This is a genomic window from Brevundimonas sp. ZS04, from assembly GCF_001956865.1.
Lineage (GTDB): Bacteria > Pseudomonadota > Alphaproteobacteria > Caulobacterales > Caulobacteraceae > Brevundimonas > Brevundimonas diminuta.
Genome location: NZ_MTHE01000001.1, coordinates 64,909 through 91,877, shown reverse-complemented (window position 1 = coordinate 91,877; position 26,969 = coordinate 64,909). Strand labels below are relative to the sequence as shown.

General features: G+C 64.6%; 25 protein-coding genes and 1 tRNA gene. 13 read left to right on the top strand and 13 right to left on the bottom strand.

The annotated features are described in order from the left end of the window. Positions 1-54: 54 nt before the first annotated feature. The 3 genes from BJP32_RS00435 to BJP32_RS00425 form a co-directional block, all read right to left on the bottom strand. Complete coding sequence (locus tag BJP32_RS00435; protein WP_046654027.1) at positions 55-1,092, bottom strand: ABC transporter ATP-binding protein; 1,038 nt, start codon at positions 1,090-1,092, stop codon at positions 55-57. Beyond that, on the bottom strand, positions 1,089-2,630 hold the full coding sequence (locus BJP32_RS00430; protein WP_046654045.1) for an iron ABC transporter permease: 1,542 nt from the start codon (positions 2,628-2,630) through the stop codon (positions 1,089-1,091). Before BJP32_RS00430 ends, BJP32_RS00435 begins: the two co-directional genes overlap by 4 nt. Before the next feature lie 71 nt (positions 2,631-2,701). After that, a complete protein-coding gene (locus tag BJP32_RS00425; protein ID WP_233126646.1) occupies positions 2,702-3,754 on the bottom strand; it encodes an extracellular solute-binding protein in 1,053 nt (350 codons plus the stop codon). Between the two features lie 225 nt (positions 3,755-3,979). Here BJP32_RS00425 and BJP32_RS00420 point away from each other — a divergent pair, with 225 nt between their 5' ends. The 6 genes from BJP32_RS00420 to BJP32_RS00395 all read left to right on the top strand — a co-directional run bounded on the left by BJP32_RS00420 (position 3,980) and on the right by BJP32_RS00395 (position 8,531). Continuing rightward, entirely contained in the window at positions 3,980-4,228 is a 249-nt protein-coding gene (locus tag BJP32_RS00420) for a hypothetical protein (RefSeq protein WP_128116097.1), read from the top strand. A gap of 6 nt (positions 4,229-4,234) precedes the next feature. Continuing rightward, positions 4,235-4,549 (top strand): hypothetical protein, encoded by a 315-nt coding sequence (locus tag BJP32_RS00415; RefSeq protein WP_003164928.1) that lies wholly within the window; start codon positions 4,235-4,237, stop codon positions 4,547-4,549. 59 nt (positions 4,550-4,608) lie between these two features. Continuing rightward, the gene (locus BJP32_RS00410) at positions 4,609-5,199 is read left to right on the top strand and encodes an SOS response-associated peptidase family protein (RefSeq protein WP_076222491.1); all 591 of its coding nucleotides are present in this window, start codon (positions 4,609-4,611) and stop codon (positions 5,197-5,199) included. 268 nt (positions 5,200-5,467) lie between these two features. Further along, positions 5,468-6,157, top strand: a complete 690-nt coding sequence (locus BJP32_RS00405; protein WP_233126645.1) for a hypothetical protein — start codon at positions 5,468-5,470, stop codon at positions 6,155-6,157. A gap of 392 nt (positions 6,158-6,549) precedes the next feature. Next, positions 6,550-7,404 carry a TonB-dependent receptor domain-containing protein gene (locus tag BJP32_RS00400; RefSeq protein WP_233126644.1) on the top strand — a complete coding sequence of 285 codons (855 nt, stop codon included), beginning with the start codon at positions 6,550-6,552 and terminating at the stop codon, positions 7,402-7,404. Beyond that, on the top strand, positions 7,404-8,531 hold the full coding sequence (locus BJP32_RS00395; protein ID WP_076222489.1) for a PepSY domain-containing protein: 1,128 nt from the start codon (positions 7,404-7,406) through the stop codon (positions 8,529-8,531). The genes BJP32_RS00400 and BJP32_RS00395 overlap by 1 nt, the downstream gene beginning before the upstream one ends. Positions 8,532-9,214: 683 nt before the next feature. Here the strand turns inward: BJP32_RS00395 and BJP32_RS00385 are convergent. Beyond that, positions 9,215-9,304, bottom strand: a tRNA-Ser gene (locus tag BJP32_RS00385). Positions 9,305-9,369: 65 nt separating this feature from the next. Then, on the bottom strand, positions 9,370-10,308 hold the full coding sequence (locus BJP32_RS00380; RefSeq protein WP_046654022.1) for a DMT family transporter: 939 nt from the start codon (positions 10,306-10,308) through the stop codon (positions 9,370-9,372). Positions 10,309-10,441: 133 nt separating this feature from the next. Between BJP32_RS00380 and BJP32_RS00375 the strand changes: the two genes are divergently transcribed. The 5 genes from BJP32_RS00375 to BJP32_RS00355 are packed head-to-tail and all read left to right on the top strand — an operon-like array spanning position 10,442 to position 14,566. Beyond that, positions 10,442-11,329, top strand: a complete 888-nt coding sequence (locus BJP32_RS00375; RefSeq protein WP_003164889.1) for a septal ring lytic transglycosylase RlpA family protein — start codon at positions 10,442-10,444, stop codon at positions 11,327-11,329. A 40-nt stretch (positions 11,330-11,369) separates the two neighbouring features. Further along, positions 11,370-11,996 carry a dTMP kinase gene (tmk, locus tag BJP32_RS00370; RefSeq protein WP_003164888.1) on the top strand — a complete coding sequence of 209 codons (627 nt, stop codon included), beginning with the start codon at positions 11,370-11,372 and terminating at the stop codon, positions 11,994-11,996. Further along, the gene (locus tag BJP32_RS00365) at positions 11,993-12,973 is read left to right on the top strand and encodes a DNA polymerase III subunit delta' (protein WP_003164887.1); all 981 of its coding nucleotides are present in this window, start codon (positions 11,993-11,995) and stop codon (positions 12,971-12,973) included. The genes tmk and BJP32_RS00365 overlap by 4 nt, the downstream gene beginning before the upstream one ends. A gap of 1 nt (position 12,974) precedes the next feature. After that, positions 12,975-13,760 (top strand): TatD family hydrolase, encoded by a 786-nt coding sequence (locus BJP32_RS00360; protein WP_003164886.1) that lies wholly within the window; start codon positions 12,975-12,977, stop codon positions 13,758-13,760. Further along, complete coding sequence (locus tag BJP32_RS00355) at positions 13,757-14,566, top strand: MBL fold metallo-hydrolase (RefSeq protein ID WP_046654020.1); 810 nt, start codon at positions 13,757-13,759, stop codon at positions 14,564-14,566. Before BJP32_RS00360 ends, BJP32_RS00355 begins: the two co-directional genes overlap by 4 nt. Positions 14,567-14,591: 25 nt before the next feature. Here BJP32_RS00355 and BJP32_RS00350 read toward each other — a convergent pair whose 3' ends face one another. Further along, positions 14,592-15,047 carry a DsrE family protein gene (locus tag BJP32_RS00350; RefSeq protein WP_233126643.1) on the bottom strand — a complete coding sequence of 152 codons (456 nt, stop codon included), beginning with the start codon at positions 15,045-15,047 and terminating at the stop codon, positions 14,592-14,594. A gap of 710 nt (positions 15,048-15,757) precedes the next feature. Between BJP32_RS00350 and BJP32_RS00345 the strand changes: the two genes are divergently transcribed. Further along, a complete protein-coding gene (locus BJP32_RS00345) occupies positions 15,758-17,320 on the top strand; it encodes an LA2681 family HEPN domain-containing protein (protein ID WP_076222483.1) in 1,563 nt (520 codons plus the stop codon). Positions 17,321-18,055: 735 nt separating this feature from the next. Here the strand turns inward: BJP32_RS00345 and BJP32_RS00340 are convergent. Beyond that, positions 18,056-19,243 carry a hypothetical protein gene (locus BJP32_RS00340; RefSeq protein ID WP_083673832.1) on the bottom strand — a complete coding sequence of 396 codons (1,188 nt, stop codon included), beginning with the start codon at positions 19,241-19,243 and terminating at the stop codon, positions 18,056-18,058. 459 nt (positions 19,244-19,702) lie between these two features. Continuing rightward, the gene (locus BJP32_RS16845; RefSeq protein WP_143255396.1) at positions 19,703-20,995 is read right to left on the bottom strand and encodes a phospholipase D family protein; all 1,293 of its coding nucleotides are present in this window, start codon (positions 20,993-20,995) and stop codon (positions 19,703-19,705) included. A 97-nt stretch (positions 20,996-21,092) separates the two neighbouring features. Here BJP32_RS16845 and BJP32_RS00330 point away from each other — a divergent pair, with 97 nt between their 5' ends. Beyond that, positions 21,093-21,335: a hypothetical protein gene (locus BJP32_RS00330; RefSeq protein WP_141258330.1), complete on the top strand. Its 243-nt coding sequence runs from the start codon at positions 21,093-21,095 to the stop codon at positions 21,333-21,335. A gap of 274 nt (positions 21,336-21,609) precedes the next feature. Here BJP32_RS00330 and BJP32_RS00325 read toward each other — a convergent pair whose 3' ends face one another. The 5 genes from BJP32_RS00325 to BJP32_RS00300 all read right to left on the bottom strand — a co-directional run bounded on the left by BJP32_RS00325 (position 21,610) and on the right by BJP32_RS00300 (position 26,928). Further along, positions 21,610-22,773, bottom strand: coding sequence for a hypothetical protein (locus BJP32_RS00325; protein WP_076222479.1), 1,164 nt, complete (start codon positions 22,771-22,773; stop codon positions 21,610-21,612). Between the two features lie 554 nt (positions 22,774-23,327). After that, positions 23,328-24,437, bottom strand: a complete 1,110-nt coding sequence (locus BJP32_RS00315; RefSeq protein WP_076222476.1) for a hypothetical protein — start codon at positions 24,435-24,437, stop codon at positions 23,328-23,330. A gap of 124 nt (positions 24,438-24,561) precedes the next feature. Next, on the bottom strand, positions 24,562-25,029 hold the full coding sequence (locus BJP32_RS00310) for a DUF6527 family protein (protein WP_076222474.1): 468 nt from the start codon (positions 25,027-25,029) through the stop codon (positions 24,562-24,564). Further along, on the bottom strand, positions 25,026-26,237 hold the full coding sequence (locus BJP32_RS00305) for a ThiF family adenylyltransferase (RefSeq protein ID WP_233126685.1): 1,212 nt from the start codon (positions 26,235-26,237) through the stop codon (positions 25,026-25,028). Before BJP32_RS00305 ends, BJP32_RS00310 begins: the two co-directional genes overlap by 4 nt. Beyond that, complete coding sequence (locus BJP32_RS00300; RefSeq protein ID WP_076222471.1) at positions 26,176-26,928, bottom strand: multiubiquitin domain-containing protein; 753 nt, start codon at positions 26,926-26,928, stop codon at positions 26,176-26,178. Before BJP32_RS00300 ends, BJP32_RS00305 begins: the two co-directional genes overlap by 62 nt. Positions 26,929-26,969 lie beyond the last annotated feature (41 nt).

Here is a 26,969-nt window from a genome sequence, read left to right as displayed (position 1 = left end):
CTGACATGGCCCGACTGCCGGTCACCGGCCCCGCGCCAGGATTTGCGGCTCGGCTCAGGGGCGGGGGTAGAAGCGCGCGCGATCGGCGTCGAGCGTCACGCGTATCGCCTCGCCGATGGAGGGGGCTGGTCCCGTCGTTCTCAGCCTCAGGGTCTGGCCCCCGGCCTGAACGTTCACCTCGATGAAGGGGCCGCCGAAAGCCACGGCGACCACGGTCGCGGCCGCGCCCTCCATCGATACGATGGCGTCGCCCGGGCGGATCATCACCCAGGCGGGCCCGTCGGGCGCGTCGGGCGCGGGCAGGGGGCCGAAGGCGGTCGTCGCCACGCCGGCCCGAACCTCGGCCGAGAGCAGTTCGGCTTCGCCCAGCAGGCGGGCGGCGGCTGGCGAGACGGGCTGCAGATAGGCGTCGTCGGGCGCTCCAGTCTGGAGGATGCGGCCCTTGTCCATCAGCGCGAGGTCGTCGGCCATCAGCAGGGCCTCCTCGGCGTCGTGGGTGACCATGAGAACGGCCGCGCCTGCCGCGCGCAGGGAGCCCATCAGGGTCTGGCGCACCTCGGACTTCAGGTGACGGTCGAGCCCTGAGAAGGGCTCGTCCAGCAGGACGGTGTGCGGCCGCCGCGCCAAGGCGCGCACCAAGGCCACGCGCTGCTGCTCGCCGCCCGACAGCATGTGAGGCCAGGCGTCGGCGCGGTCGGCCAGGTGCACCGTGTCCAGCCACTCCAGGGCGGTGCGGCGGCGCTCGGCGCGCGGCCGGTCCTTCAGGCCGAAGGCGACGTTGTCGGCGACGTTGAGGTGCGGGAACAGGGCGTAGTCCTGAAACACCAGCCCGACGCCGCGCGCCTCGGGCGAGGTAGACCGCGTGGTGTCGGCCAGCATCCGGCCTTCGGCGTGGATCGTCCCGTCGTCCATCGGCTCCAGCCCGGCGATCATCCGCAAAAGGGTGCTCTTGCCGCAGCCCGACGGGCCGAGCAGGGCGGTGATGCGGCCCGCGTGCAGGTCCAGGTCGACGCCGTCGACGGCGAGGCGAGCGCCGAAACGGCGGGTGGCGCCGCGAACGGTCAGGGCTGAAACGTTTCCTGGGGCGGTCATTGCGGGGCTCCGGGGCGGGAGGCGGCGATCTTGCGCGTCAGCCAGATCACGCCGGGCAGGGCTAGGGCGATGATCATCAGTGACGGCCAACCCGCCTGCGGCAGGCGCTCGTCATTGGCGTAGTTGGAGGCCAGCACGGCCAGGGTGTCGAAGTCGAACGGCCGCAGGATCAGGGTGGCCGGCAGTTCCTTCAGCACGTCGATGAAGACGATCAGGGCGGCGGTCAGCAGGGCGCCGCGCGCGATGGGCAGTTGCACCGCCAGCGCCGCGCCGGTCTCGCTGCGGCCCAGGCTGCGGGCGGCGCCGATCATGGCGGGGGTGACCTTGGAGAAGCCGGCCTCGATCGGTTCGAGCGCCGCCGCCATCAGGCGCGCGGCATAGGCGTAGGTCAGCAGCGCCACACCCACGCCGATCCCCGAGGTCGCGCCGGGCGACAGCCGCCACAACACGGCGGCCGGGGCGAGCAGGCCGATGGCCATGACGGCGCCCGGCGTGGCGTAGCCCAGGCTGGCGATCCGCGCTGTGATCGGCAGGCGGCTGGCGCCCAGCGCCAAAAGTGTGGCCAAGAAGACGGTCGCCAGGGCGCCCAGCCCGCCCATGCCCAGCGTCCGAGCACCCGCCGCCAGCAGCCGCGCCCAGTCCGGGGTGATCTCCAGCGACCGCACCAGCAGGAAGCCGACCGGCAGGATCAGGGCCAGGGTCAGCACGGCCAGGCAGAAGCCCGTGGCCGCGACCGCGCGCCAGCCGGTCAGGGCCTCGGATTGCAACGGGCGATAGCGGGCGTGGCTGCTCTCATAGCCCCGGCCCTGGCGGCCCCACCGCTCCAGCCACAACAGCACCGCCGCTGTCGCCAGCAGGGGCAGGGCGAACCGCGCCGCCGAGGCGGGCGAGCCATAGACCGACCAGGCGCGCACCACGCCGGTGGTCAGGGTCTGGACGCTGAGGAACTGCACCGCGCCATAGTCGGCCAGGGTCTCCATAACGGCCAGGGCCATGCCGGCGGCCAGCGCCGGCCGGGCCAGAGGCAAGGCGATCTGGACGAAGGCCTGCCAGGCCGAACAGCCCAGGGTGCGCGCGGCCTCCAGCGGATGCACCGACTGGTTCAGGAAGGCGGTTCGCATGGCCAGGAAGACATAGGGATAGAAGGCGCAGGTCAGGACGAAGATCGCCCCCGGAACCGACCGCATCTGGATCGGCAGGTCCCAGCCCAGGCTCGGTCGCATCCACATCCGCAACGGCCCCGCCACGTCGAACAACTGGGCATAGGCATAGGCCAGGGCGAAGGCGGGCGCCGCCAGCGGCAGGGCCAGGGCCCAGGCGAAGACGTCCCGTCCCGGAAACCGATGCATGGCCGTCAGCCAGGCGGCCAGAGAGCCGACGACCGCCGTAGTCGCCGCCACGCCTAAAGCCAGAACGCCGGAGGTTGCGGCGTAGCGCGCCACGTCCTTGGCGGCGATGTCGGCCATGCCAGGCTGCATCGCCGCCCAGACCACGCCGGCCAGAGGCGCCAGGGCGACCACCGCCGCGCCGATGGCCATCAGGCGCAACGGCGAAGGCCCGCCGCGACGCGCGCGGCGGGCCTTCCGATCATGGCTGGCTGGGGTCGTGGTTATCGCCAACCCGCCGCGCTGATCATCGATTGGGCCTGGGCCTGATGCACGCCATAGCGGGCGACGGACATCGGGTTGGCCTTAAAGCCGGCGTAAGGCGCGACTGCCTCGGCGGGCGCCGCGTCAGCCACGGCCGGGAACTCGAAGTTCGATTGGGTGACGATGGCCTGGGCTTCGGGCGAGGCCAGGAACTCCAGGAACTTCACCGCATTGGCGCGGTTCGGCGCGTGGGCCGCCAGGCCGCCGCCCGAGATGTTGACGTGCGCGCCCTGGCCGTCCAGCGACGGGAAGCCCAAGGTCAGCTTCTCGGCGATCTGACGGTCGCCGGCGTCGTCGCCGGCCGCCATGCGGATGAAGTAGTAGCTGTTGGTCAGGGCGACTTCGCAGACCCCGGCCGCCACGGCGCGGATCTGGTCGCGGTCGCCGCCTTCGGGCGGGCGGGCCATATTGGCGACGACGCCCTCGACCCACTGCTTGGCGCGCTCAGGCCCCCAGGCCTCGATCAGGGCGCCGACCAGCGACAGGTTGTAGACGTTATCGCCTGAGCGGACGCAGAGCTTGCCCTTGAAACGCGGCCCCGCCAGCTTGGCGTAGTCGTCGATCTCTTCCGGCTTCACCTTGGCGGGGTCATAGGCGACCACGCGGGCGCGGCGCGAGAAGCCGAACCATTGGCCGTCCGGCGCGCGCAGGTTGGCGGGGATGGTCTGATTGAGCGTGCCGGAGTTCGTCGTCTGGAACAGGCCCGCGTCCTGGGCGCGCCACAGGGCGCCCGCGTCGGCAGCGATGAAGATGTCGGCGGGGCTGTTGGCGCCCTCGGCCTTCATGCGGGCGATCAGTTCGTCGGGCTTGCCCTCGATGCGCTTGACCTCGATGCCGGTCTTCTCGGCGAACAGATCATAGAGCTTCTGGTCGGCGTCATAGTGGCGCGCGGTGTAGAGGTTCAGCACCCCGGCCTGGCCGGCCTTGTCGACGGGGGCGTCCTTCTGACCGCAAGCGGTGAGCGCCAGGGCGCCCAGGGCGACGGCGGCAAGTGTGACGATGCGACGGTTCATGGCGCCTCTCCAGCTAAAGACAGATTGGCGGTAGTTGTATTGAGAACGTCTCTCAATAGCTAAGGCGCTAGTCGCGACCTCTGGCCGCAGTCTCCGGCCGCGCTCGGCGAGAAGCGCCTCGACCTGCCCACAAGGTTGGAACAAAATAAGAACATTTAGCTTGAGGCTGGCAGGCATGGCGCCGTAGAGCGGCATCGGGTCGGTTAGCTGGCCTGGAGCTAAACCATGGATACGAACGAAGGTCGGTGCGGACCGATGGCGAGTGAACCGACGAGCGAGGATCTCGCGCTCGGACGGCTGATGGCCTTGTGGCAGCACGGCGAGGCGGCGCGGCACGATCCTGTCTTGCTGAACATGCAGGCGCGCATCGCTGCGGAGTTGCGGCGGGTATCGCCGGGCGCAGCGGAAAAGGGCAGGGCGCTTTTCGAGCGGCTGACCGCTGGAGACCGGGGCGGCGTCGTCGTTCTGCAGTGATCGGCCATGGGCTATAGAAAACCCGAGCGGCGTGGCCTAGCCTATCACCTGGCCACGCCGGCGACGATCAGCGTCATGCTGCGTGACGGCTGGGTGGTGATGGCCAGGTGTCCAGCCTGTCAGCTGGATCTCCGCATCGATCTGGAACTGATGGCGCGCCTGAACGGCGCGGACCTGGTGCTGTTCGGCCGGACCTGCCGCTGTCGGCGGATGGGTTGTTCAGGGCGAATGTTCTTCATGGGGACCCCGCCGGGCGAACAGCATGGGCTGTTTTGGCCGTTGAGGGCGATCGACATCAAGGTGCTGCTTGGCGCGAGCTAGAGCTCACGGGCTCGGCTGCACGACTCCACAAGAGCGCGCACGCATGAGAGGCTGGCTCCATGTGCAACAGCTATCGCCTCCACGTCCCGGTGAACGTGATCGGGGATGTCTTCCGCCAGGCGGACAGGCCGCTGCATTTTCCTGACGGCCAGCCCAACCTGCCCGCGACGGATGATATCCGGATCGGTGATCGCGCGCCGATCATCATGCTCGACGACGACGCGCTTCAGCTGACGATGATGACCTGGTCGTGGAAGGGACCCGGCGGCCGTCCGGTGTTCAATTTCCGGTCGGATGGGCGACGGTTCGACGGTTCGAAGCGGTGCCTGATCCCTGCCGATGGCTTCTATGAGTTCACCGACGCCCCGCCAGGTCAGAAGCGCAAGACCAAGTGGCTGTTCACGATGACGGGGGAGCCCTGGTTCTGGATCGCGGGCGTTGTTCGCGACGGCGCCTTCGCGATGCTGACGACCGAACCGGGCGTGGATGTTGCGCCCTATCATGATCGGCAGGTCGTTGTGCTGGCGCCGGGAGACGGCATCGCGTGGCTAGATATGTCCAAGCCGCAGGGCGAGATGCTGAAGGCCACCGCTGCTGAAGGCCTGTCCGTGCTTCAGATATGGCCGTCCCCCGACCTCATGACCCAGTAGCCCCTCGGCGTTCGACTTGCTTCATGACGCCGGACCGGCGACTGTGGTCCGTCCGCTCGGATGGCCGCCGCTATGTCCAGGCGAAAGCTAAAGGCGTCGGCGCGCGAGCTCTCGTGTTCTCAACAGCCCGGCGGACACCCTCCCTCATTGTGGCGCTTCTCAAGGCGGCGATGTAGGCTTTTGCAGAAGTGATTTGGGGCGCGGATGCGAACGAACCTGCCAGGCATGAAGATCGATCCGATGGCGCCACGTTCGCAGGGGTGCTTCCATGCGCGCTGATCTCGACCACCTGCCGGCCAAGCAGCAGCGTGAACTGGAGCGGGTCCGCACGACCCTGCTGACCGAGTTCGACGCGGCGATCCATAGCGGCGGCGGAGGCACCCAGTCCTGGCGGCGCGACGGCCGCGTGCTGAAGATCATCCTGTTCGGATCCTACGCCCGCACCGACTGGGTCGACGAACCCGACAATGGTTATTTGTCGGACTTCGATCTCCTGGTGATCGTCAGCCATGAGAAGCTGACCGACATCGCCGACTATTGGTACGTGGCCGAGGACAAGATCCTGCGCGATCCCGCTGTGGGGCGAACGGTCAACATCATCGTCCACACCATGGCCGAGGTGAATCAGGCCCTGACGCGGGGGGAATATTTCTGGACCGACATCCTGCGCGACGGCGTGGTCCTATATCAGTTGCCGGGGAATGCGTTCGCCCAGCCGCAGCCTATGACGGCGGTGACGCTGACCTTTCGTGATATCGAGAGGATAGTGGGAGGCTTCTTGCCCAAGGCGTCCTCTGATCTGGATTGGTGGCGAGCGGAGGCTGCTGCGTCAGCATCGCCGCAGATGCGCGCCTTTGCCGAGGCGGGTTTCGACCTGAAGCCTGAAATCAGATCCGAGCGGGTCTTGTTCGTTCGCGCTGCTTCTACGTCCCGGCCTGAATCCCAGGCCGCCGGATGATCATGCTCCATGGAGACTGGTTCGATCGCCTGAGCCTCCCACGGTGACTCCAGGGCGCACGCCGGGACGCCGACCTTTCCCGAGCCTGCGCTAGGGGTCGGATCACGGAGCAGGCGACGATTGTCGCCGACCCGGACGCCCGGCGGCGCATCGGAGACCGGGGGGCACGGCGTGCGTCCCGGTTCAGCCGGAGCCGATCGACTTCGGTTTCTGATCCCGCCGACCTAAAAATTCTGTGTCGACGATGCGGTCGTTGGCGCGCGCGCCGGCATCGCGCATGGTTCACTTGAAACGGGCCAGGCGTTCGCCGATCAACTTGATGTTTGTCTTCGTCACGCCGTGAGCTGCGGCCAGTTCGGACCAGTCGCTCACAGCTTCGCGCGTCTGGCGGCGTGCGTCAGGAGAATGTCGAACTGTCGATCAACGACTTCACCACCCTGGCCTCCTATGGTTCGCGGCGGGTGACGGGCGGCAAGCCCAGGTTCGAGGCGACCCTGGTCAACGGCGGCGTGGTCTATGAACCCCTGGACGGCGTGCGCGCCTACGTCAGCTACGCTGAGGGCTACACCGTGCCCGATGTGGGCCGCATCCTGCGCTCGATCAACGTCGATGGGGTGAAGGTCGAGGGCTTCCAAGACATCAGTCCGGTCGTCTCGGACGATCAGGAGATCGGGCTGGAGGTGAAGCGCGGGTCGTTCGAAGCCGGGGCGTCCTACTTCTGGTCCTCATCGGATCTGGGGCAGTTCCTCGTTCGCAACGCCGACGGCGTCTATGACGTCCAGCGGCAGGCGGTCGAGATCGAGGGGCTGGAGCTGAACCTGCGTGCCCGCACCCCGATCGAGGGGCTGACGGTTTCGACCGGCTATGCCCGCCTGCGCGGTCAGACCGACACCAATGACGACGGCCGGGTGGACCGGGATCTGGACGGGGCCAACATCTCGCCGGACCGTATCAACGCCGCCGCTGTCTACGCCAACGGCCCGCTGTCGGCACGTCTGCAGGTTCAGGCCTATCTGGCGCGCGATTTCGAGGGCGGCGATGCGCGCAACAACTTCGAAGGCTACACGGTGGCCGACGCCTACCTGCGCTATGACTTCGCCTTTGGCGGCGTGTCGCTGGCGGTGCAGAACCTCTTCAACGAGGACTATGTGACCTACAGCTCTGACACCAGCAATCCGGCTGACAACCTGCGCTACTTCGCGGGACGCGGCCGGTCCTTCACCCTCGGGTGGGACCGTCGCTTCTGATGCGTCTGGTCCGACTGGCGCATCGCTGGACCGGGGGGCTGATCGGCCTGCTGCTGTTCGTTCTCGGGCTGACTGGTACCGTCCTGGTGTTCAAGGACGACTGGCTGCGCTTGGTCTTGCCCCATGCCGCTGAGGCGCGGGTTTCGGACCCGAGCGTCATTGGCGGGGCGCTGGATCAGGCGTTTGCGGCGCCGGACCGTCCGCGTTCGGTCATCCTGGCTTCTGATAGTCTGGGCGTCCTCCGACTGAACTATGAGGACAAGGCGCGCGGCGCCTACGCCGCCCAGTCGGGCGAGGTCGTGGCGCGCTGGGACAGTCTGTGGGCGCGGCCGGAGTTGTGGCTGTTTGACCTGCACCACTATCTGCTGATCGGCGATGTGGGAAAGACCATCGCCGGTATCGCAGGCCTGTCTGGTCTGGGCTTTGTCATCACAGGGGTGATCCTGTGGTGGCCGACGCGGCGCACCTTCGTCTTTGCGGTCCTGCCGAAGGCGTGGAAGCGGCCGGGGATCGTCAAGCACCATCGCGACATGGGTGTGTGGAGTGCGCCGGTTCTGGCCGTGGTTCTGACGACCGGGGCGATCGTGGCTCTGTCGCCCCTGTATGACGGACTGGCCAAGGCTCTGTCGCCGGGAGCGGATCTGAAGGCGGTCATGGCTCCACCCGAATACGAGGGCGGGGCCTTGTCCGCCGATCTGAACTGGCCGGCCATGATGACCGCCGCCCAGGCCCGCTTTCCCGACGCCGAGGCGCGCATCGTCGCCCTGCCGACCAAGCCCGGGGGCCTGATCGGCCTGCGAATGCGGCGGGCGGCGGAATGGCTGCCCAACGGCCGGACCCAGGTCTGGTTCGATCCTGCCGACGGACGGATTGTCGGGACGCGCGACGCCATGGGGCTGCCGCTTGGACTACGGGTGATCAACGCCCAGTATCCGATCCATGCGGGCAAGATAGGAGGCGTGGCCTATAGACTGGTCGTTGCGATCGCGGGTGTGGTGCTGACGCTCTTGGGCTCCCTGGCCGTCGTGACTTTTTGGTCCAACCCGGGCGGGCGACCGCAACGGCGACGTTCAAGCCCAAGTGCGCGTGCCAAAGATGTTGGAGTGGGCAGAGCTTCGCCAGATTGACCCGGGCGGGGGGTATCCTACGGCGAGGGTACACTCGCTCGAAGTGAAGGTACGCCTCCAGGCGTTCAGCCAAGCAGTCCTCAGCCATGAGAAGCAAACTGAAGGCCGGATGACATGACACGTCCGACCCCCTCGCGTGTGCTGTGGGGGGCTGAGGCACCTCGACGGCTGGCGTCACATCTCAGAGAGATGTCGTGCAAAGGCTTCGCGGTCGCCTCCGAACAAACCCACCGTTCTCCGCGACGGAACAGCGCGCGGCGGGCACGGACAAATATCGTCCCAGTGACGGGAGGGCGCCCCACGGGGGGGTGGGTTCAGTGAAGCCCGAGAATGGGTCAAGCTCGTGCGAGAATGAGTCGGAGGCGAATGATGGTGAAGCGGACCGGGCGGCTGGCAGGATTCGAAGTCTATCGCGGCAAGGGCCGGCGCGCGCGTCGCGTGGGCGTAGCCAAGGGAGGAATCCTGTTCAATCTCTACATGACCTGGCTTCGTCGAGGCGAAGGCGCGGGGGCGAAGCCCTCAGACATGATCAAGCGGCGAGCGGCGCGGCCGCACGGTCTCTGAAACACCATGGGACCACCTGAACAGCCGTGAACAGGTGCGATTCAGGCGTAAAGTTCTTGATGGGTGGTTTGATGGGTGAGGCCCCAAAGTGGGGAAAAATTCAATAAAATCACGGCCGGTGGCGGACAGGGTGGGATTCGAACCCACGGTAGGCTTCCACCTACGGCGGTTTTCAAGACCGCTGCCTTAAACCACTCGGCCACCTGTCCCACGCGAGTCGGCTCGCGTTCGCCTGTGCATAGCGGCAAGGCGGGCGTGACCCAAGCGGAAAGCGTTAGGCGCCGCTAACCTTCGACACGGCGCCCGAACGTGTGACCAGCCAGATACCCGCGCAAACCAAAACCAGCGCGATCAGATAGCTCCAACGCAACATGGACTCGCCTAGGAAAAGCGCCGACAGCGACACGCCGAAAACCGGGATCAGGAAGTTGAAGGCGGCGATCATTCCCACGGGGTTATGCTTCAAAAGCAGGCTCCACACCGCAAAGGCGACTGAGGACAGCAGAGCCAGGTAAAGCAGCAGGGCTCCGGACGTCAGGTCGAAGCCTTGCAGTTCTCCGTCCATCCCCATGCCTGCGGCTGTCAGAATCAGGCCGCCGACAAACAACTGCCAGCCGGTCATCACCATGGGGTCGAGGCTGCGTGACAGCCGCTTGCCGTAGATGGAGGCCGCCGCCAGGATGAAAGCCGCGATCACGATGAAGCCTTCGCCCAGCAGAGTGAAGTCGAAGCCGAGCGCGCCGCCGCCCAGGTTGACCACGACCACGCCCATGAAGCCGATCAGGCAGCCCAGCGCCTTGCGGCCGCTCAGACGGTCGTCCGCATAGATGAAATGAGCCAGCACGACGCTGAAGAAGACGCTGGTCGCGTTCATGATCGAGGATTTGACGCCTGATGCATGGGCCAGGCCGATATAGAAGAAGACGTATTGGATGGCCGTCTGGGTCAGCCCAAGCAGGGCGACCTGTCCCGCCTGACGACGGCTCATCGCCAGAACAGGCTTCTTCATCGCCATGGCGACGATCAGGAGGATCGCCCCGGCCAGGGCGAAGCGCCACCCTGCAAACAGCAGCTGGCTGGCGATATCGGTCGGCGCGACCTTCAGCAGAGCGTAGCCGCTTTTTACGGCCGGAAAGGCGCTGCCCCACAGCGCACAGCATAGGGTGGCGAGAAGGAAGACCCCAGTGCGGGTCTTGTACAGGGAGGGGGTCAAGGCGCTCGGTTCTGACGTTCAGCCGGGGAGGGGCTTTGCCGCAAGGCCATACGCGCAAACGGGACGTTAACCAAACCGGAAACCTCCGCCGTTAATTTCGGCCAAATCGATAGACGACCGGAGTAAAAGCAACATGTGGGCGAGACTGCTGAAGGGCGCGATGATCGCCGCCGCCTTCTCGACCCTGGCGGCGTGCGCCAGCTTGGGCGGTAAGGGCGATGCGCCGATCGGCGCGCCCGTCGTGACCGATCCGGCTCCGATCGTTTCGGGCACCATGCGCCCCTATCAGATCCGCGGTCGTTGGTACCATCCGAAGGAACAGCCCAACTATGACGAGGTAGGGCAGGCGTCCTGGTACGGCAGCTATCATCACGGGCGTTCAACCTCGACCGGCGAACGGTTCGACATGAACGGCCTGACCGCCGCTCATAAGACCTTGCCCTTGCCCAGCCTGGTCGAGGTGACGAACCGCGCCAATGGGCGCCGGGTCATACTGCGCGTCAATGACCGAGGGCCGTTTGTCGATGGACGCATCATCGATCTGTCGCGCGGAGCCGCCGAGGAACTGGGCCTCCTGCAGCAAGGCGTGGGGGACGTGCGCGTCCGTTATGTCGGCCCTGCGCCGCGACAGGGCGGGGGAACGGCCCTCCGCCGAGCAGAAGCCGACAGCGCGCGCCAGCCCCAAGCAACTCAGGTTCAGACGCAGTCCCAGGGGCCGCGCCCCTATTACGAGAACACAGCGGTCCCGTCCCAGCCCGCCCCGCAGCCCGTCTACACAGCAGCGCAACCGGCTGCCTCGAACGCCTATTGGGTCCAGGCCGGCGCCTATTCTGATCGACGCGGCGCAGACCAGGTCGCGCGGCGCCTCGGCGACAAGGCCGTGGTGCAGAACATCGACAGGAACGGACGGCCGTTGTTCCGTGTCGTGGTTGGTCCGTGGCCCAATGCTGGGGCTGCCGAACGCGCTCGTCAGGCCGTTATGGCGCGCGGCTTTGACGATGCCTTGTTGATAGGCGGCTGAACGGGCTTGCTTCCCGCGCCTCGCTCGCCATTGTGCGCGGGTGCAGCGAGGCAGATTCATCACTTTCGAAGGCGGCGAGGGCGCCGGCAAGACGACCCAGGCGCGCCTGCTGGTTGAACGCTTGCGCGCGCGCGGCCTCGACGTACTCCAGACGCGCGAACCCGGCGGATCGCCGGGGGCTGAGGAGATCCGCAACATCGCCGTGTCGGGCGAGGCGGATCGCTGGTCGGCGCGCACCGAGACCCTGCTGATGTATGCGGCGCGGTCGGACCATCTGGAGCGGACTATTCTGCCCGCGCTTGAGGCCGGGCGCTGGGTGGTCTGTGACCGTTTCGCTGATTCCAGCCGCGTCTACCAAGGCGCTGGCGGGGGGACGCCGGAAAGCCTGATCGAAGCGCTGGACGACGCCGTGGTCAACGGCGACCAGCCGGACCTGACCCTGGTGTTCGACCTGCCGGTCGAGGTCGGATTGGATCGGGCCTTCGGGCGCGGCCTGTTCGAGACCCGGTTCGAATCCAAGGGCCTGGCCTTCCATCAGAAACTGCGCGACGGCTTCCTCAAGGTGGCCGAACGTCACCCTGAACGCTGCGTCGTCCTTGATGCGACGGGCGAGGTCGATGAGGTCTCGGCCCGGCTGTGGGCCGTGGTGGAGGAGCGGCTGCTTTGAGCGAGCATCCGCGCGACCGCTTCGACCTGATCGCCGACATCCAGGCCGAGGAAGCTTTTCTGGACGCGCTGAATCGAGGACGGCTGCACCACGCCTGGCTGTTGTGCGGGGTCGAGGGATCAGGCAAGGCCAGCTTCGCCTATCGCGCCGCCCGTCGACTTCTGGGCGCCGCGCCGGACCCGTCGCGCGGGCCGCTGGGCGCCGCGCCGCATGACCCTGTCAGTCGTCTGGTGTCCGCCCAGGCTCACCCGGATCTGCTAGTGCTGGAGCGCGCAGTCGAGGGCGGCAAGCTGAAGCGCGCCATCTCCGTCGATCAGGCTCGCGACCTGCCGGAATTCTTCGCCAAGAGCCCATCTCAGGCCCGGCACCGCGTCGCCATCATTGATGCGGCGGACGATCTGAATATCAACGCCGCCAACGCCTTGCTTAAAATTCTTGAGGAACCGCCTGAAAGCGGCGTGCTCTTCCTGGTCACCCATGCGCCGGGCCGTTTGTTGGCCACCATCCGCTCTCGCTGTCGGCGGCTGACCTTCCCGGTTTGGCCTGAGGCGCGTCTGGCCGATCTGGTGCGTCAACGCACCGGCGTGTCCGAAGATGAAGCCTTGGCCGCAGCAGCCATGGCTGGCGGCTCGCCCGGCGCGGCTCTGGAGCTGGCGTCGGGCGCCATGACCGAGGTCGACCGTCTCGCTCGCGCCTGGGTTGATGGACCAGAGATTGATCGCGCGGAACAACTGGCCATCGCCGACGGCTTCCGCGGCGCGGAAGGGCAGGCGCGGTTCGAGGCCCTGATGGATCGCCTGATCGCAGCGGTGAAACGGCGGGCCGTCGAGTCTGGCGGCCGCGAAGGCGCACGCTGGGCCGAGCTTTGGGGGCGGCTGTCCGACCTGCCCGATCGCGCCATCGGGCTGAATCTTGATAAGGGAGACGTCCTGGCCGGAGCCTTGGCCGACATCGCCCGCACGAAAGCCGCCGCCTGATATGCTCATCGACAGTCACGTCAACCTGCACGCCCCCCAGTTCGACGAGGATCGCGAGGCGGTGATCGACCGTGCGCGCCAGGCGGGCGTGCGGCTGATGGTCGAGATTTCCGACAAGCTGTCGACCTTCGAGGCGACGCACGCCCTGGCGATGAACAACGCCGACATCTGGTGCACGGTCGGCGTCCATCCGCACGAGGCCAAGGACTATGCCGACCTGACCGTGGACCGTTTGGTTGAACTGGCGGATCGCCCGCGCGTCATCGGCATCGGCGAATGCGGCCTGGACTTCCACTATGACCTCAGCCCGCGCGATGTTCAGGCGACGGTCTTCCGCCAGCACATCGAGGCGGCGCGCCGCACGGGCCTGCCTCTGGTGATCCACACGCGCGAAGCCGATGAGGTCATGGCCGATATCCTGCGGGAAGAACACCGCCGCGCGCCGTTCAAATTCCTGATGCACTGCTATACTAGCGGCCTGGAACTAGCTGAAACTGCGATGGAACTCGGCGCCTGGTTCTCGGTTTCAGGCATCGCCACCTTCAAGGCGGCCGAGGAGGTGAGGGAGGTCATCCGTCGGATGCCTGAAGATCGCATCATCGTTGAAACCGACTGCCCCTATCTGGCGCCCATCCCACATCGCGGCCGCCGGAATGAACCCGCCTATGTCGGTCTGGTGCTGGAAAGACTGGCCGAGATACGCGGTTGGACGCCTGAACAAGCCGATGAGCTGACGACTGACGCCTTCTTCAACCTGTTCGATCGCATTCCCAGGCCCGCCGAATGAGCGGGCAGGGCGAGTTGGAAATCGTCATTCTCGGCTGCGGCTCGTCCGGCGGCGTGCCTCGCGGCGACGGCGACTGGGGCGACTGCGACCCGTCCGAACCACGCAATCGGCGCACCCGTTGCTCCATGTTGGCGCGCCGACACGGCCCGGATGGCGTGACCAGCGTGGTGATCGACACCTCGCCCGACTTCCGCCAGCAGATGCTGGCCGCCGAGGTCCGCCATGTCGACGCGGTTCTCTACACCCACGACCATGCGGATCAGACACATGGCATCGACGACCTTCGCGTCTTCGCCGCCCACGCGCGTCGACGCATTCCCGCCTGGATGGATGCGGCCACTCACCACGCCCTGACGCGGCGCTTCGACTACATCTTTGAGAGCCACCACGGCTATCCGGCTATCGTCGAGGCTCATCACCTCCCGCCGCACGGCCAGTCATGGGAAGTGGAGGGGGCCGGCGGCCCGATCCCCGTCATGACTTTCGACCAAATGCATGGACCGATCCGCTCGGTCGGATACCGCTTGGGATCCGTCGCCTATTCAAGCGACGTCTCAGACCTGGACGACGCGGCTCTGGAAGCCGTGAGCGGCGCTCAGCTGTGGATCATCGACGCGCTGCGCTACACGCCGCATCCAACCCATGCTCACGTCGATCTAGCCTTGGAGTGGATCGCGCGCGCAGAGGTTTTCAAAGCCGTGCTGACTAACCTTCACATAGATTTGGATTACAGTACCTTGTCACGCTCTTTGCCTTCAAACGTTGAAGTGGCGTTTGATGGTTGGCGAGGCGTTTTCGACCTCTAAACGCTTTTCTCAGAAGGGCGTCCGATCAGTTCATGATCAGGGCGTAGCCCGCCTGCTGATGGTGGATGACCGTCATCAACGCTGCGAGATCGACCTGCACGCCCGGCTCCAGATCGGCTTGCGTCAGGCCGTTGGCGACCATGGACTGACCGCAAAGCCGCACCTGGACCCCGGCGGCCGTCAGGGCGCGAACAAGGGCGCTGTTCGGGTTTGTCTCGCCCTTGCCGCGCGCCGCCCACGCTGCATCGGACAGAGAGGCCAGAGATGCACCGCCATGCATCACAACAACGATCTTTCGCTGCTCGGCAGGGACGCCGTTCGCCGCCAGCATATTGGTCAGGCGCGCGACACGCTCCAGTCCTTTCAACGGCTTGTCGTCAGGACCGCCCTGGGTCAGGTCGACGATGACGCGATAGTCGCGCTGGGGGTCAGGCTGTTCGCCAGCCTGAGGCAGAGGCGTAAAGGCTCCATAGCCGATCACGGCCTGGGCTTGAGCCGGGGCACCCAAGACAAGAAGGACGCATGAGGTGATCACGGACGCGAGGAAGATGTTTTTCATAGCGTACCAAGCCGTACAACGCCGTGAACGCTCAGGCTATGGATCAAAAGTCCAATAGCATATTTCGCAGACTGCACAGGTTCGGAAATTGTTGCAGACATAAATAACTGAATTAAAACCAAAAATAATGCAATTTGAAAGAGGTGGCTGTTGCACTCGGCGACAGCGCTTCTGTTGCAAGTCCGAAAGCGCTCGGGCGGCTGCAGAGGCGCGATGGGCTCGAAAACACTAGGCGTCGATAGGTTGTGGATAAACGCCAGAAGCGAAGACGGATGTCCGTTTCTGACTCTTAGCGGACATTCGCAGCGTCCGCTTTCGGCCCCGCGCCGGAACCCAATCCGCTGCTAGAAAGCTTCAACAGAGAAAAATCTCTATGAAAACCACAGCCTTTGTGCCGACTTTTGATCGAACCGTCTGGAACACCCTGGACACATATCGAAGTGCGAAGTGAGGCGTCTCGACCGGGCCAAGTTTTCGGCCCAAGGTAGGCTTTGTTACGACGCATCTACTGTTTGACGGCCGGGTTCAGGTTTACCGCCGCGGCCAATCGCTCACCTTGCAGTGCGCGAGCCGGGTTGATGGCCAGCAGTTTAGCCATTCGACCGGTGAGGGCACCGACGCCGAAAGCCTCCATGCTCGACTACGATGACCTGATTGCGCTCACAGACCTCAACCATCTTCCTCCTCAGGAAGCGCTCGATCATTTGGGGACCCTCATTGATCTTGGTCATGAGCTCGGCAAAACCGAGGGCACACTACACGCGCTGCAATGGTGCGAAACGCTAGATGGCCGCGAGCTCAGCGCATCGGAGCGTGCCGAGCTCGACTATTTCTGGGCCAATGCCTGGGGCGATCTCCAAAGCGCCCGCCATGCTGATCCGGCAGTCGCCTGGGCCTGGGAACAGCCCGAGCAGCGAAAGCAAATCTTCCACCTGCGCCGCGCGCTGACGAACAACGCCTTTGCGGACCTTCCCGTCGCCCGCCGGTGTCAAATTCTGACCAATCTCGGCAACCAGCTGAACACGGCCGGCCGCTTTGTCGAGGCGCTCCCTTACTGGTCGCGGGCGATCGAACTCGTGCCGGAGTTCTGGATGGCGCAGGGCAATCGTGGGCGCGGTTTGCTACGCTACGGTGCAGAGCTCTACGATCCGGGACACCAAGGCATGCTCCTGGTCTTCGCGCATGACGACCTCGCCACTGCATCGGCGAACGCTGACCAGCACGAGCACATGGGGCACGCGGCCGCCAGAGCCGCGTTTCAAGAGTGGCAAGACGAGGTGATCGCCTACCGCGATATCGAGACGCTCCGGGAAACCATCGATCTCGACAGTCACTCGCTGGGCAACGAGAACGACGAACAGTCCTACCGGCGTTGGTGCCTCCACCACGGCCTCTTTCTGAATCCCTTGAATGACTTGGGCGCTCATTCCATCGCCGGGCATGACGTGCTGACGCTGCCAAGCTTCACGCTGCCCATCGACGAACCGCCAATGCTGGTCGGGTTCTTTAATCAGCTGAAGCAGGAATACGCTTCAGCGCGTTGGCTGTACTTTGAAGCCGGCAGGGGCGACGAGGCGCATTTCTCCGACCGCGGCGTGCTGTTGTACAACACGCTCGACTACCCATCCTACGGTTTGGCGGTGGAGAAGGTGAAGCTCGCCTATCGAGCTGCCTACTCGATTTTCGACAAGATTGCGTTCTTTCTGAACAGTTACATGCAACTCGGAATGAAGCCGAAATCCGTCTCGTTCAGCCGCATCTGGCGCGCCACCCCCGGGGCACCGATCCGCTCCGAATTCGACCAGTCCGAAAACCTGCCATTTCGCGGGCTGTACTGGCTTAGCCTCGACCTGTTCGAGGAAGAATTCCAGGAGGTCGGCGATCCCGATGCGCGGGCCTTGAAGGAAATCCGCGACCACCTGGAGCACAAGTACCTCAAGGTCCACGAGATACTGCTGTCCGGAACGACCCAGAGCCAGCGTTTCATGGGGCCCTTCACGGACACCTTGGCCTATTCGATAGGCCGAGGGGACTTCGAGGAGAAGACGCTGCGCCTGATAAAACTGGCCCGAGCGGCGCTCATCTATCTGTCGCTCGGCATGAACCGCGAGGAGAAACGGCGAGCGAAGGACAAGTCGGCCGGCATCATCGTTCAGGGTGGGTTCGATACTTGGGATGACGAGTGGAAGCAGTAGTGTCTGCGGCTAGAGCCGTAGCACCAACCAAAGCCGCGCCAGCGCTGCGATCACCCCCGCCACCGCGCCCACCATCGAAATCGTCTCAGTCCAGTTCATAACCTCCTTCGTTTCCACGCGCGGAACTGCGCGACGGATGAGCCTTCGCCGGGCGGCCCGAACCGGCCGGAATCGGCCGCAGCATGCGCCGCTTCAGCGAGACGGAGCCGCACAAACGTCAGCGCGGAGGGCCTTCCCGCTGAAGCAAAGCGGGTTGTGTCAGCTGGCGAGGATCTAAGAGGCGAGCTGGAGCGTCGTTAGCCTGCACTTCCAGTGGTGCTGCTTCTCAGCCCACAGCCCAGTGAGTTCGGAGGCGTCTGTCCCTTGAGGCCCCTCCAACGCGCCCTGTAGGCCGCCACGGGATGGCGCGCCGCGGCAGAAATGTGCCCACCCGCCCGGCGGGCAGCGGCAGGATCGGTAAGGACTCACGACCATGAGCCGTTGAGATCGGAAAAGGTTCAGATCCGACGACATTGTTGGTCACAGCACGTCGGAGACACAAAAAGAGGAGCGGGTGCAGTTGAACCCAGGAACTTGCGAACCTGCGGCAGTAAGCGACGCCCGAAGACGCCAGCGCAACCGCTCCGGTCTAAACACGTCTGACCGAACGTTAAGGCGCACGAGCGCTGGGATTCCCCAATAGACGGTCCGGTCCCAGCGCGGCCGTCCGAAACACCGGGGTGTTTTGACCGTAAGTCAGAAATCGAGACGGTCGCGTAGCGGCTTGCCGCCCAGCCCCGCCAGATGGATGGAGCCGAAGCAGGTCAGGACGTCGTCCCTCTGGCTGGCCTCAATGCGGGTCAGAACGTCATCGCGAAGGCGGCGCATTTCCCTTACGCACCGGCCGAGATCGCTGCGTTCCGGCAACCCCTTGTCTGGTAGGGCTCCGCGCAGCGCCCTGAGCCGGTCGATCGGGCCGGGATGCGTCGAGGAAATCGAGAACCGGGGCGCGTCCGACCGCACCTCGCCGACCAGATCGATGAAATGCAGGAACAGCATGATGTTGAAGCCGGCCACAGCCAGATCCTGACCGGCATTGCGGTCCTGGACCGCTCGGATTGCATGCAGGTCGGCCGCAAACTCCTGATCATGCGCGAAGGCCTTCAGTTCCGCCCCTGCGAGTCCAGGCGCTTCAGAGCCCAGATGGTTCAGTAGGAGATGGCCGTACTCATGGCCCCAGGTGAACTCCATCAACCAGTCCGTCTGCCCATGGAACTCGGCCTCGATCTTTCGGTCGAGCACAGCTCTCGGGTCTAGGTCGAAGTCTAACGCTTCGGCGCCGGTCATGAGCCGCAATGCGATCAGGGCGGCGTCGACCTGGTCGGCGCGGTTGAAGCCATATCGGCCGCCTTGGGTGGCAATAAGCATGAAGTAGAAGAAGAAGCGCAGACTCTCAGAGGCGACGATGACGTCGCCGGCGAGCGAGCGCATGCACAGGGCGTTTGGTGCCTGGATAGGCGCGAGGCCGACCGGGACGGGGCGGATCACCTTCTGATGTTGTCGGGAAGTGCGGGCGATGTAGCGTTTGGCGGAGCGATCGAGGCTTTCGTAGTGCTGGTTGAGCGACCATGCACGGCCCTTGGCTTCCACTGCCCTGCGGTGACGGTCGATGACGCGGATCAGCCGCGGCTTCTCCACGAGCGCATTGGCCCGGAGCCGCAACAGGTAGTCATGGGGCGTGCGCAGGTCCCGAAGCCGGATCACCTCCTTGACCGAGCATATGCGCTCAAACTCGTGGTCCTCGAATGAGAAGCCGGGGATGGTCTTGCGAACGTCCTGAATGTGCATGGCTCCGCCTTCCGGCAGCGGGACGAGCACGCCGACCGCGGCGCGCCGCGCGCCCGGTATCTTGAGCAAAATCTGTATTACGTCTTCGGTCAACATGGCGGGCGACTTTTCTCGGGCGCCCGATCGGCGGCCGGAGAGTATAGGCATACCGGATGCTGCCCCGGAACCACTGGGCGAGCTACACGGCTCGATTGTGCATCTTGGGATTGCGACCCCATGAAGGTTCGCGAGACCTCCGCGGCGAGGGAGGGCTGGCAAGGGCACCGTCGAGCGGACGGTGTTGGAGCCAGACCATGACCTCCCTTCCCCTGCATTCAGAGGTTTCAGGCCCCGCGGAAGCGTTGCTTGTCTGCAACGAGTCGAGCTCGGTCGGCGGTCTTGGCCGGAATGTCCGGTTTCCGCTGCGGTGCCGATGTCCGGTACTGGCGCCTCTGCGACCTTCGAGGCCTAACCCAATGCTGCTGCCAACCGCCCAGCGGTGCGAGTAGCCGCCTCCCTAACCGGGTGATCCGCCAGATGCGCATACCGGGCCTGGGTGCCTACGGAGCGCCCAGCCTAGCTCAGGTCCGTGTCGGCGTTGCTGACCCGGTAGCCATATTGCTGCAGTCGGCGGCGCGCCGCCTTCTTGTCGTCCTCGTTGAACAGGTCCTGCCATTCCGGCTGCAGGATCAGGGCCTCCACCGACAGATCCAGGCGCTTCTCCTCCCACAACCGGTCGAACCCGGAAGTCGCGCTGCCGCGAATGAGAAGTCTGGCGGCTTCGACGCCGCCATGCTCGCCCAGCATCTTGAGGAGATAGGTCGGCCGGTAGCCGAACGCCGTCGCCTCGTCATAGATGCGCTGCATCGCCTGGTCGAACGCCTTCGGGTCCGGCCGCGAAGTCGCGGTGTTGAGCAGGGCCATCGCCTGGCCGAGGTCGAGGATCGCATTGCGACCGCCGTCGGTCGAATGGAGCCTCAGGACGACCGCCTTAAGACCGGCCAGCGCCGCGCGCTCGGCCTTGGTCGGCGCGAACAGGCCGAGTCCCGGCAACAGGAACTCCTCGACCTCGCGCACGAGGCGCATACCCCTTTTTTCCGCGGCGTAAGACGCTTCCGCGAGCCACAGGCCCTGCGCGGTAGCAGCGCGCCCGCCGTGCCAGAACTCGATCACCACATCGCCCGGCCGAATCTGGTCGTTCCATTCCGCATAGGCCGACATGTCTGCGGAAATACGGTCGGCCTTGATCTCGCCCGCCAGCCAATCCTCGTCCCTGGTGTTCAGAGGGTCGCGGCAAAAGACGACTTTCACGCTCGTCCAGGCCTCATGATCCGGAGACGCGGCGAAAGCGTCGAACAGCGTCCGCGCCAGCCTCTTGCTGGTCGGCTTCAGCCGCGCCCGCGCGTCCCATAAGGCCGCACATCGGTCGATATGTTCGAGCTCGACATCATAGCCGGCCGAAAACAGCGCCTCGAAGCGGAGACCGATCTCGCGCACGACGGCCGCATCCTCGACCAGAAGATTGGCCTCGCGCCAACCGGTCGTCTGGCCCTCGACGGCAAGACCGTTGGCCGAGGCGTTGGACGACCCCAGCACGGCCCGGTCCGGCGTCCAGTAGATCTTGGCGTGAAGCGCCGGGTGCGACCGCAGATGCACGGCGGGCAGGGCCAGTAACCGCCTCAGTTCGTCCGGATTGCAGGCACCCGAATCCAGGTTGCACATCAGCTTCAATCTCAGGTTCGGGCGGTCCAGTCCGAGGGCCTCGATCGCGCCGCGTCCCCAGAAGGCGACCGCAAGCCGGGCGTCGTCCGCCTCGCTCAACATCGCCCTCAGAGCTTCGAGCCCGCTGGTCTCGTCAAGTAGCTGCATGACGACAGCTTAGCCCTTCCTGCTCTCGTCTCAAATCCATGTCCAAGAACCTGATCGGTGCCTCGACCCGGAGGGCATTCGCGCTGAGATGATCGCTATGAAGAAGCGCTTCGAGCTGGACGGAGATCCGCTGGATCCTATCGCTGATTATCCGCAGTTCCTGCGCAAGCTGGTGACCCTCAAGGAGGCTTATGCGCGCGGTGTTTCCCTGAATGAACCGGCCGCCATTGCGCCATCCGCCCCGCCGGTCGCCGCTGAGCCGGATCCGGTCGTCGCTCCGCCCGCCGAGGCTCCGAAGCCGGGCGCACCCAAAAGCGCGCCTGTTGTAAGGGAGGGCTGATCGAGGGGGCGGACGATGGACAGCGGATTTCGCAGACAGCATCGCTGAACGTCGTGTTCCCGACACAGGGGCAATGTCCGCAGTTGGCGCATTCCAGAAAAGCGTCCCGACTAAGCCGCTAGGCTCTTAAGAATATCCCGAACGCGTTGATTATCCGCAGGGAGACCGATCGAAAAGCGCTCCGCCGAGGCAAGGCGGGGCTCCAGAAGGGCCGTGATACTCTTTGAGGAGGCAACAAACTGCCTGATCGCTCGCGTCAAGTCATCAACGCGGTTCAAACAGCGAAGCCGTAGCTTTCAAGAAGAAATCGGAGATTTTTTTCAGAGGTATCAAACGTCTGTCTTGAGACAAGTGCATTGTCGGGATGCGCTTGGATGTGCGCCTCTGTTTCGACGTCGTAGTAGTTGAGAGCGATTTCTGAGGGCCATTCGAAGTCGGGATCAAACGGCACCTCAGCATACGGATTGAAATAGACTTGAAGGCCATCCAGATGGCTTTCCTGATGGCACGACGAGTGCTGAACGCGGAAGTCAGCGCCGCTGATCTGTTGCTCGCCTTTTGTTCGCAGTGTGAGCAGGTAGTTCAGCTCCGCGAGCTGAAAACGATGCGTCCCAATCCGCCAACGCTCGGAGTCGGGTTCAACCCCATCTCTGTCTATCACCCTATACCGGGTAGAGCGGACAAGCCTGTCGATCCTACTCTCAATGACTGCCTTTCCGAAGGTCCCGACCGTCGAAAAGAACACCGCGCTGATCTCCTTGAAGGACTCATTGGTGAAGATCCCCATCTCCACTCGTGCACCCGAAGGCTTCAGGAGAGAGGTTAGCCTGTCCTGCCTTCCTAAGTCCGGTCCTTCCAGCACGGGCGACCCCAAGCCATACAGGACCATGTTGATGAGTTCGTTGTTTTGCGTGAGCGAGAGGTCGCTGTCGAAGGGGGCGATCGCGATGACAAATGGCCGATCGCGCACGTGGCTCATCGAGGAGTATGAGTGCTTTTTCCCACTGGTGCCTCGATAGAGGTTCAGCTTGTCCCTGATCTTCCCGGCAAGCTTCAGCGCACCACGGACCTTGAAATCCGGGTCGCCGAGGGTTCTGTGCGGTTTCGCCCTCGGAGCTTGGTCGGAGATCACCGCCTCGATATTGAATTGATAGTTTTCAGGCCCTGAGACGGAGAAATCCGGGGCTGGCTTTGAATAGTCGACACTGCATCCCAGATCGCTCAGCGCCCTGTTCAGATAGAGCTCCCACATCGAGGAGTTGAACGTCGTCTGGAACTCGTTGACGAATTTCTGGCTCTCTCCCCTTCGATCCAGCAGACCTGCCGCCCAAGCTTGAATGACCGGCCGGACCTTTGCATATTCAGGATCCGCTGAAATCAGCTGGAAATGTTCGTGGAGCCTTTCTTTGGGAAGCCTCGGAGAGAACAGATCAAACATTACAGTCGCCCTTTCGTGCGCAGGTCCGCAATCAAACCTGCCCCGTTCCTAGCAGAGCCGGTGATGTCCAGTGCTGCCACGCGCCCGGGCAAGCCGTCCGCCTTCCTCGAGCACCTCAGATCATGCTGCGCCGCGAAGTAATCGAAGCGTTCGTAGAGTTGCGCCCTTCGCCAGGCGCTGGACGATCTCGCGGGCGCCAGCCTCGGCCTCCGGGGAGGGGACCGCAAAGAGACCCACGCCGAACTTGCGATGTTCGAGAAGGTAAGCTTGGCCCTTAAAGTCGAGAGGGACTGACCAAGCAAGCTTCTCCCACTGTCCCAAGTTACGGAACCCCAGCAGATCGACGACCAACATGTAGAGTTGGTGGTAGGGCGGCAGGGAGCGTCCGGCGTCCAGTCGTTGGGCGGAGAGCAACAGTTCGCGCGGTGCGGTCGTGTCTGAGTCTGCCGGTTTGATCGGCGCTATCGCTCGCGATGCTCGAAGGCGCGCCGCCACAAGATCCATATCCAAACCGCTTCTCGATGGGGGCGACGCCCTGCACTGGCAAACCTAAGTTATTGCGCGATATCGATCTCGTCGACCGCAGGAAGCCATGCCGACAACGCCTCCGCGGTCGCGATCCACCGGAAACCGAACGGCGTTGCCATAAGGAACGCGTCCTCAGCAGCCTCAGGACCCGACAGGGGCGCCCAAAGGCCATTGCCGTCGACTTCGGCGACCAGCGCCTCGAACTGTTCACCATCGAGGAAAGCCACGACTAGGGGCTCGAACCCCGCGTCGACAATGGCCGCCTGAAGCGCGGGGGAGATCTCCGATCCGGGTTTAAGGTAAGCGGCCATCATTTTCCCGCCGAGGCGATCGTTGATCATCGCTTGGCGCTCGTAGGCGGCGTCGACTTGAGGGCCCGGGGCGTCGGTGGAGATCGAGAATATGCCGTTCTCGGCGAACTCGATGGTCCACGGCATAGGCGGGTTGGCGCTGAAGCGACCTATGACTGTCTTGGCAGGTCGATAGCTTTCTCTCACCCGATGCTGGAATTCCTGCAGGAGTTCGAAGAACCAGAGCGCGATCTGCAGGGCGGCTGTCACCTGCTCAAGGCTGAGCACGATGGGCTGGCCGCCGTTCCGACGCCTCAGCCGGAGTCCGTTGGGTGCCAGGATGTAGTCAGCGTGGGCCATGCCGTTGCGGATGTCGTCACGAAACGCCAGTTCTAGCACACGAGCCAAGCCCGGCATCCCAATCGCCGTCGCGACTTCCGCGAGGCGCCGGAACATGGCGTTGGCGTTCGGGCCGATGACCGCCCGTGGCGCTTGGCGCACACGCACGAGATCTTGGAACGGCCACATGTTCCAAGGCTTTAGTTGGGCAATCAGCATCGTGTTCAGCAGGCCCTCGTAAACGCCTCCGGCTTCGGCAAGCTGGGCGTATAAGGAGAGCACCTGTCGAAGCTCGGGTCGACTGAGAGGTTCGCCCTTCGATCCTAGCGTCTTCAGTTCAGCGAAAACCTGATGGGCGGTCTCCGCTGTGTTCCACCCGGCGTTCTGCGCGCCGCGAGACTCGGCGGAGGTTGCCGCCGCGATATCGATCTCGTTGATGCGGCCCGCGAAGGCGAAGAGGTAGGTCAGCTGGGTGTTTAGGGTGCGTAAATAGACGGCGGGTTCCATCAGCTCATGTCTCAAGGGCAGGGGCGCGAACGGTAGGGCCTTCGCCTTCTTCTCGTCATTCTCGATAGACTATCAGATAAGGCGGCGGGGTCATGTTCCTCCCGCCAGACACCGCCGCCTCGTCCTAGTTAACGCCGCGCCACCACCTCGCGAGGTGCCGCCACCAGCCTTGTTGCGGCGCAGCATATTGCGCCTTGGTCTCAAGCTGCGGCACGGGGTGAACGATGGCTTCGGCGTCGGGGACCGGAAGGCCGAAATGGCGAGCTTTGGCCTGACGGTCGCGGCGGCGTTCGGCGGCGACCTCGGCGTCGCTCCAGGACGGCGCCTCGATCACCCTGTTGCGGCGGATCACATAGTGGGATCGACAGGCTAGGGTCCAACTGCCGACCGAGGGGTGGAGCGTGATCGTCTCGCCGTCATAACTGATGTTCCAGTCAGTCGGGGTGAGCGGGGTCACCACCTCCTCGCCGCATCCGCAGCAGCAGCTGTGCGCCACGCTGCCATATTCGAGCGACACATAGAGGACGCCAGGCGCAAGCGGTTCCGGGAAGCTGTCGACGAAGCGATGTTCAAGCGTATTGTGCCGGATCATGCAGCATCCTCGTTGAGCAGCATGTTGCCGTCGAGCGTGTAGGTCGAGTGATGCTCGCGTTCGAGGTCGCAGTAGAAGCCGCACAGCTTCTTCCATTTGATTACCGCCAGCACCGCGTTCAGCGCATTGAGGTCGGCGACCTGGATGTTGGAGGTGTAGAGATCATTGGCGCCGCCCCCGGCGAGCGGGATGCGGTCGGCCGAACCGCGCGCCGTCGGCGTGCTGGCGGTGACGCGCAGGATGCCGCTCAGCCCGTTATCGCCGTGCTCAAGGCCCATGCCGATGTCGATGACGACCGCGCCGCGCTCGTGCAGTCGCTCGATCAGGGCCTTCTTGGCTTCGCCTGCGTCCATGCTGAGGAAAGCGACGTCGATCCCGTCGAGGAGGTCCAGATTATCCGCCGTGATCGCCTTGGGCACGGCGACGATGCCGCGGTGCATAGGCTCATAGGCCGCCTTGAAGTAATCGACTTTGAGCGGTGCCTCTCGCAACTGTTCGAGGCTGGCCGCCCCGGGCGCGCGGAAGGCGTTGTGCTGGAGGAACACGTCGTCGTCTAACAGCCGGATCTCGGCGACCGGGGTCTTGGCGACGAAGTCGAGGATATAGCCGCCCGAGCCGCCCAGGCCGATGATGGCGATGCGCTGGTCGGCGAGGCGCGCGGTCAGCGCGCCGATCCCGACCCGGTCCGAGGCCGTCTCGAGATAGTTGAAGACGCTGTCGCTTTCTTCCTCGTCCTCGAGCGCGCGATAGGGACGGGGCGTCGCCTTGGGGTCGATCACCGCCGCCGGCCCCGCGATGATCGAGGCATAGGTCGTCATCTTGTGGTGGTAGTCGCCATAGCCGCCCTCGGGCTTGCTTGAGAAGGCGTGTTTGGCGGTCAACCCATGGCCGAAGTCGAACTGCGCCGAGTGATTGGAGATCGCCATGATCGGCCGACCTTGCGCGTCGCAGGGATAGTCGCCATCGAAATGGATGACATGGGTGTCGGGCGGACGGGTCGTGTCGCCGGCGAGCGCTAGGCTCGAGATCAGCGTGCCTTTGCGGACCTTGCGGTCCGCATCGACATAGGGAACCTCGCGCATCACGAGGAAGGCACCGATCACCTCGACGAAATAGCCCTCTTCACGGAGCTTGGCGAGGTCGGGATTACGACTGAACAGTGCGCGTGACATTGAAGACGGTCCCCTTCTTGACGGTGACGACGCCATGGGCACCGAGCTCGCCCGCAGGCGGCTTCGAGGCCGCTTTGCGGTAGGTCATCGAGAACACGACATTGGGGTCGTGCGGGCCGGGAAAGGCGAGTTCGACGATCTGCTCGAAGCTGACGGTCGGGCCGGCCACCAGGCGCGGGCGGGTGTTGACGATGATCTCAATCTCGACCGGCGGGCGCGCCGCGACGATGAAACGCTCGATGCCGGGCTGATTGAGATCGATCAGCATGTCGGGCTCGATCAATCGGTCCGCGCCGCCCCGGACCTCCAGGAACACCGCCTGGTCGGACCCGGGTTCAGCGAGCGCTGCGAGGATCTGGCCGCTGATCGCCGGCTTGCCCCAGCGCAGCTCGCGGCCTTCGACTTCGAACTTGAAGTCGCGGTCGGTCTGGAAGGCGACGAAGCGTTCGGCGCCCTTGCCGCGCAGGTCGAAGGGTTCGTCGAGGCGGATGTCCTCGAAGTCGCCGTCAGCGAGGATCGCGAACAGGCTGTAACCGCGTTCAGGCGCGAGGCCGGCGGCGGCGAGGATCTGGCGGCCGAGCGGCACGGGGTCCGCGACCGCCAGGTCGGTGAAGTCGAGATTGTCCTGGGCGAAGCGGATGCGATAGGCCTTGGCCGCACGCAGCGGGCGGCCGTCGCGGACAGCCTCGCCGACATCGTCGAAATCGGGGAGTTCAGGGTCGTTCATGGGGAATAGTCCTTTTTGATGTGGCCGGTTTGCGCCAGCTT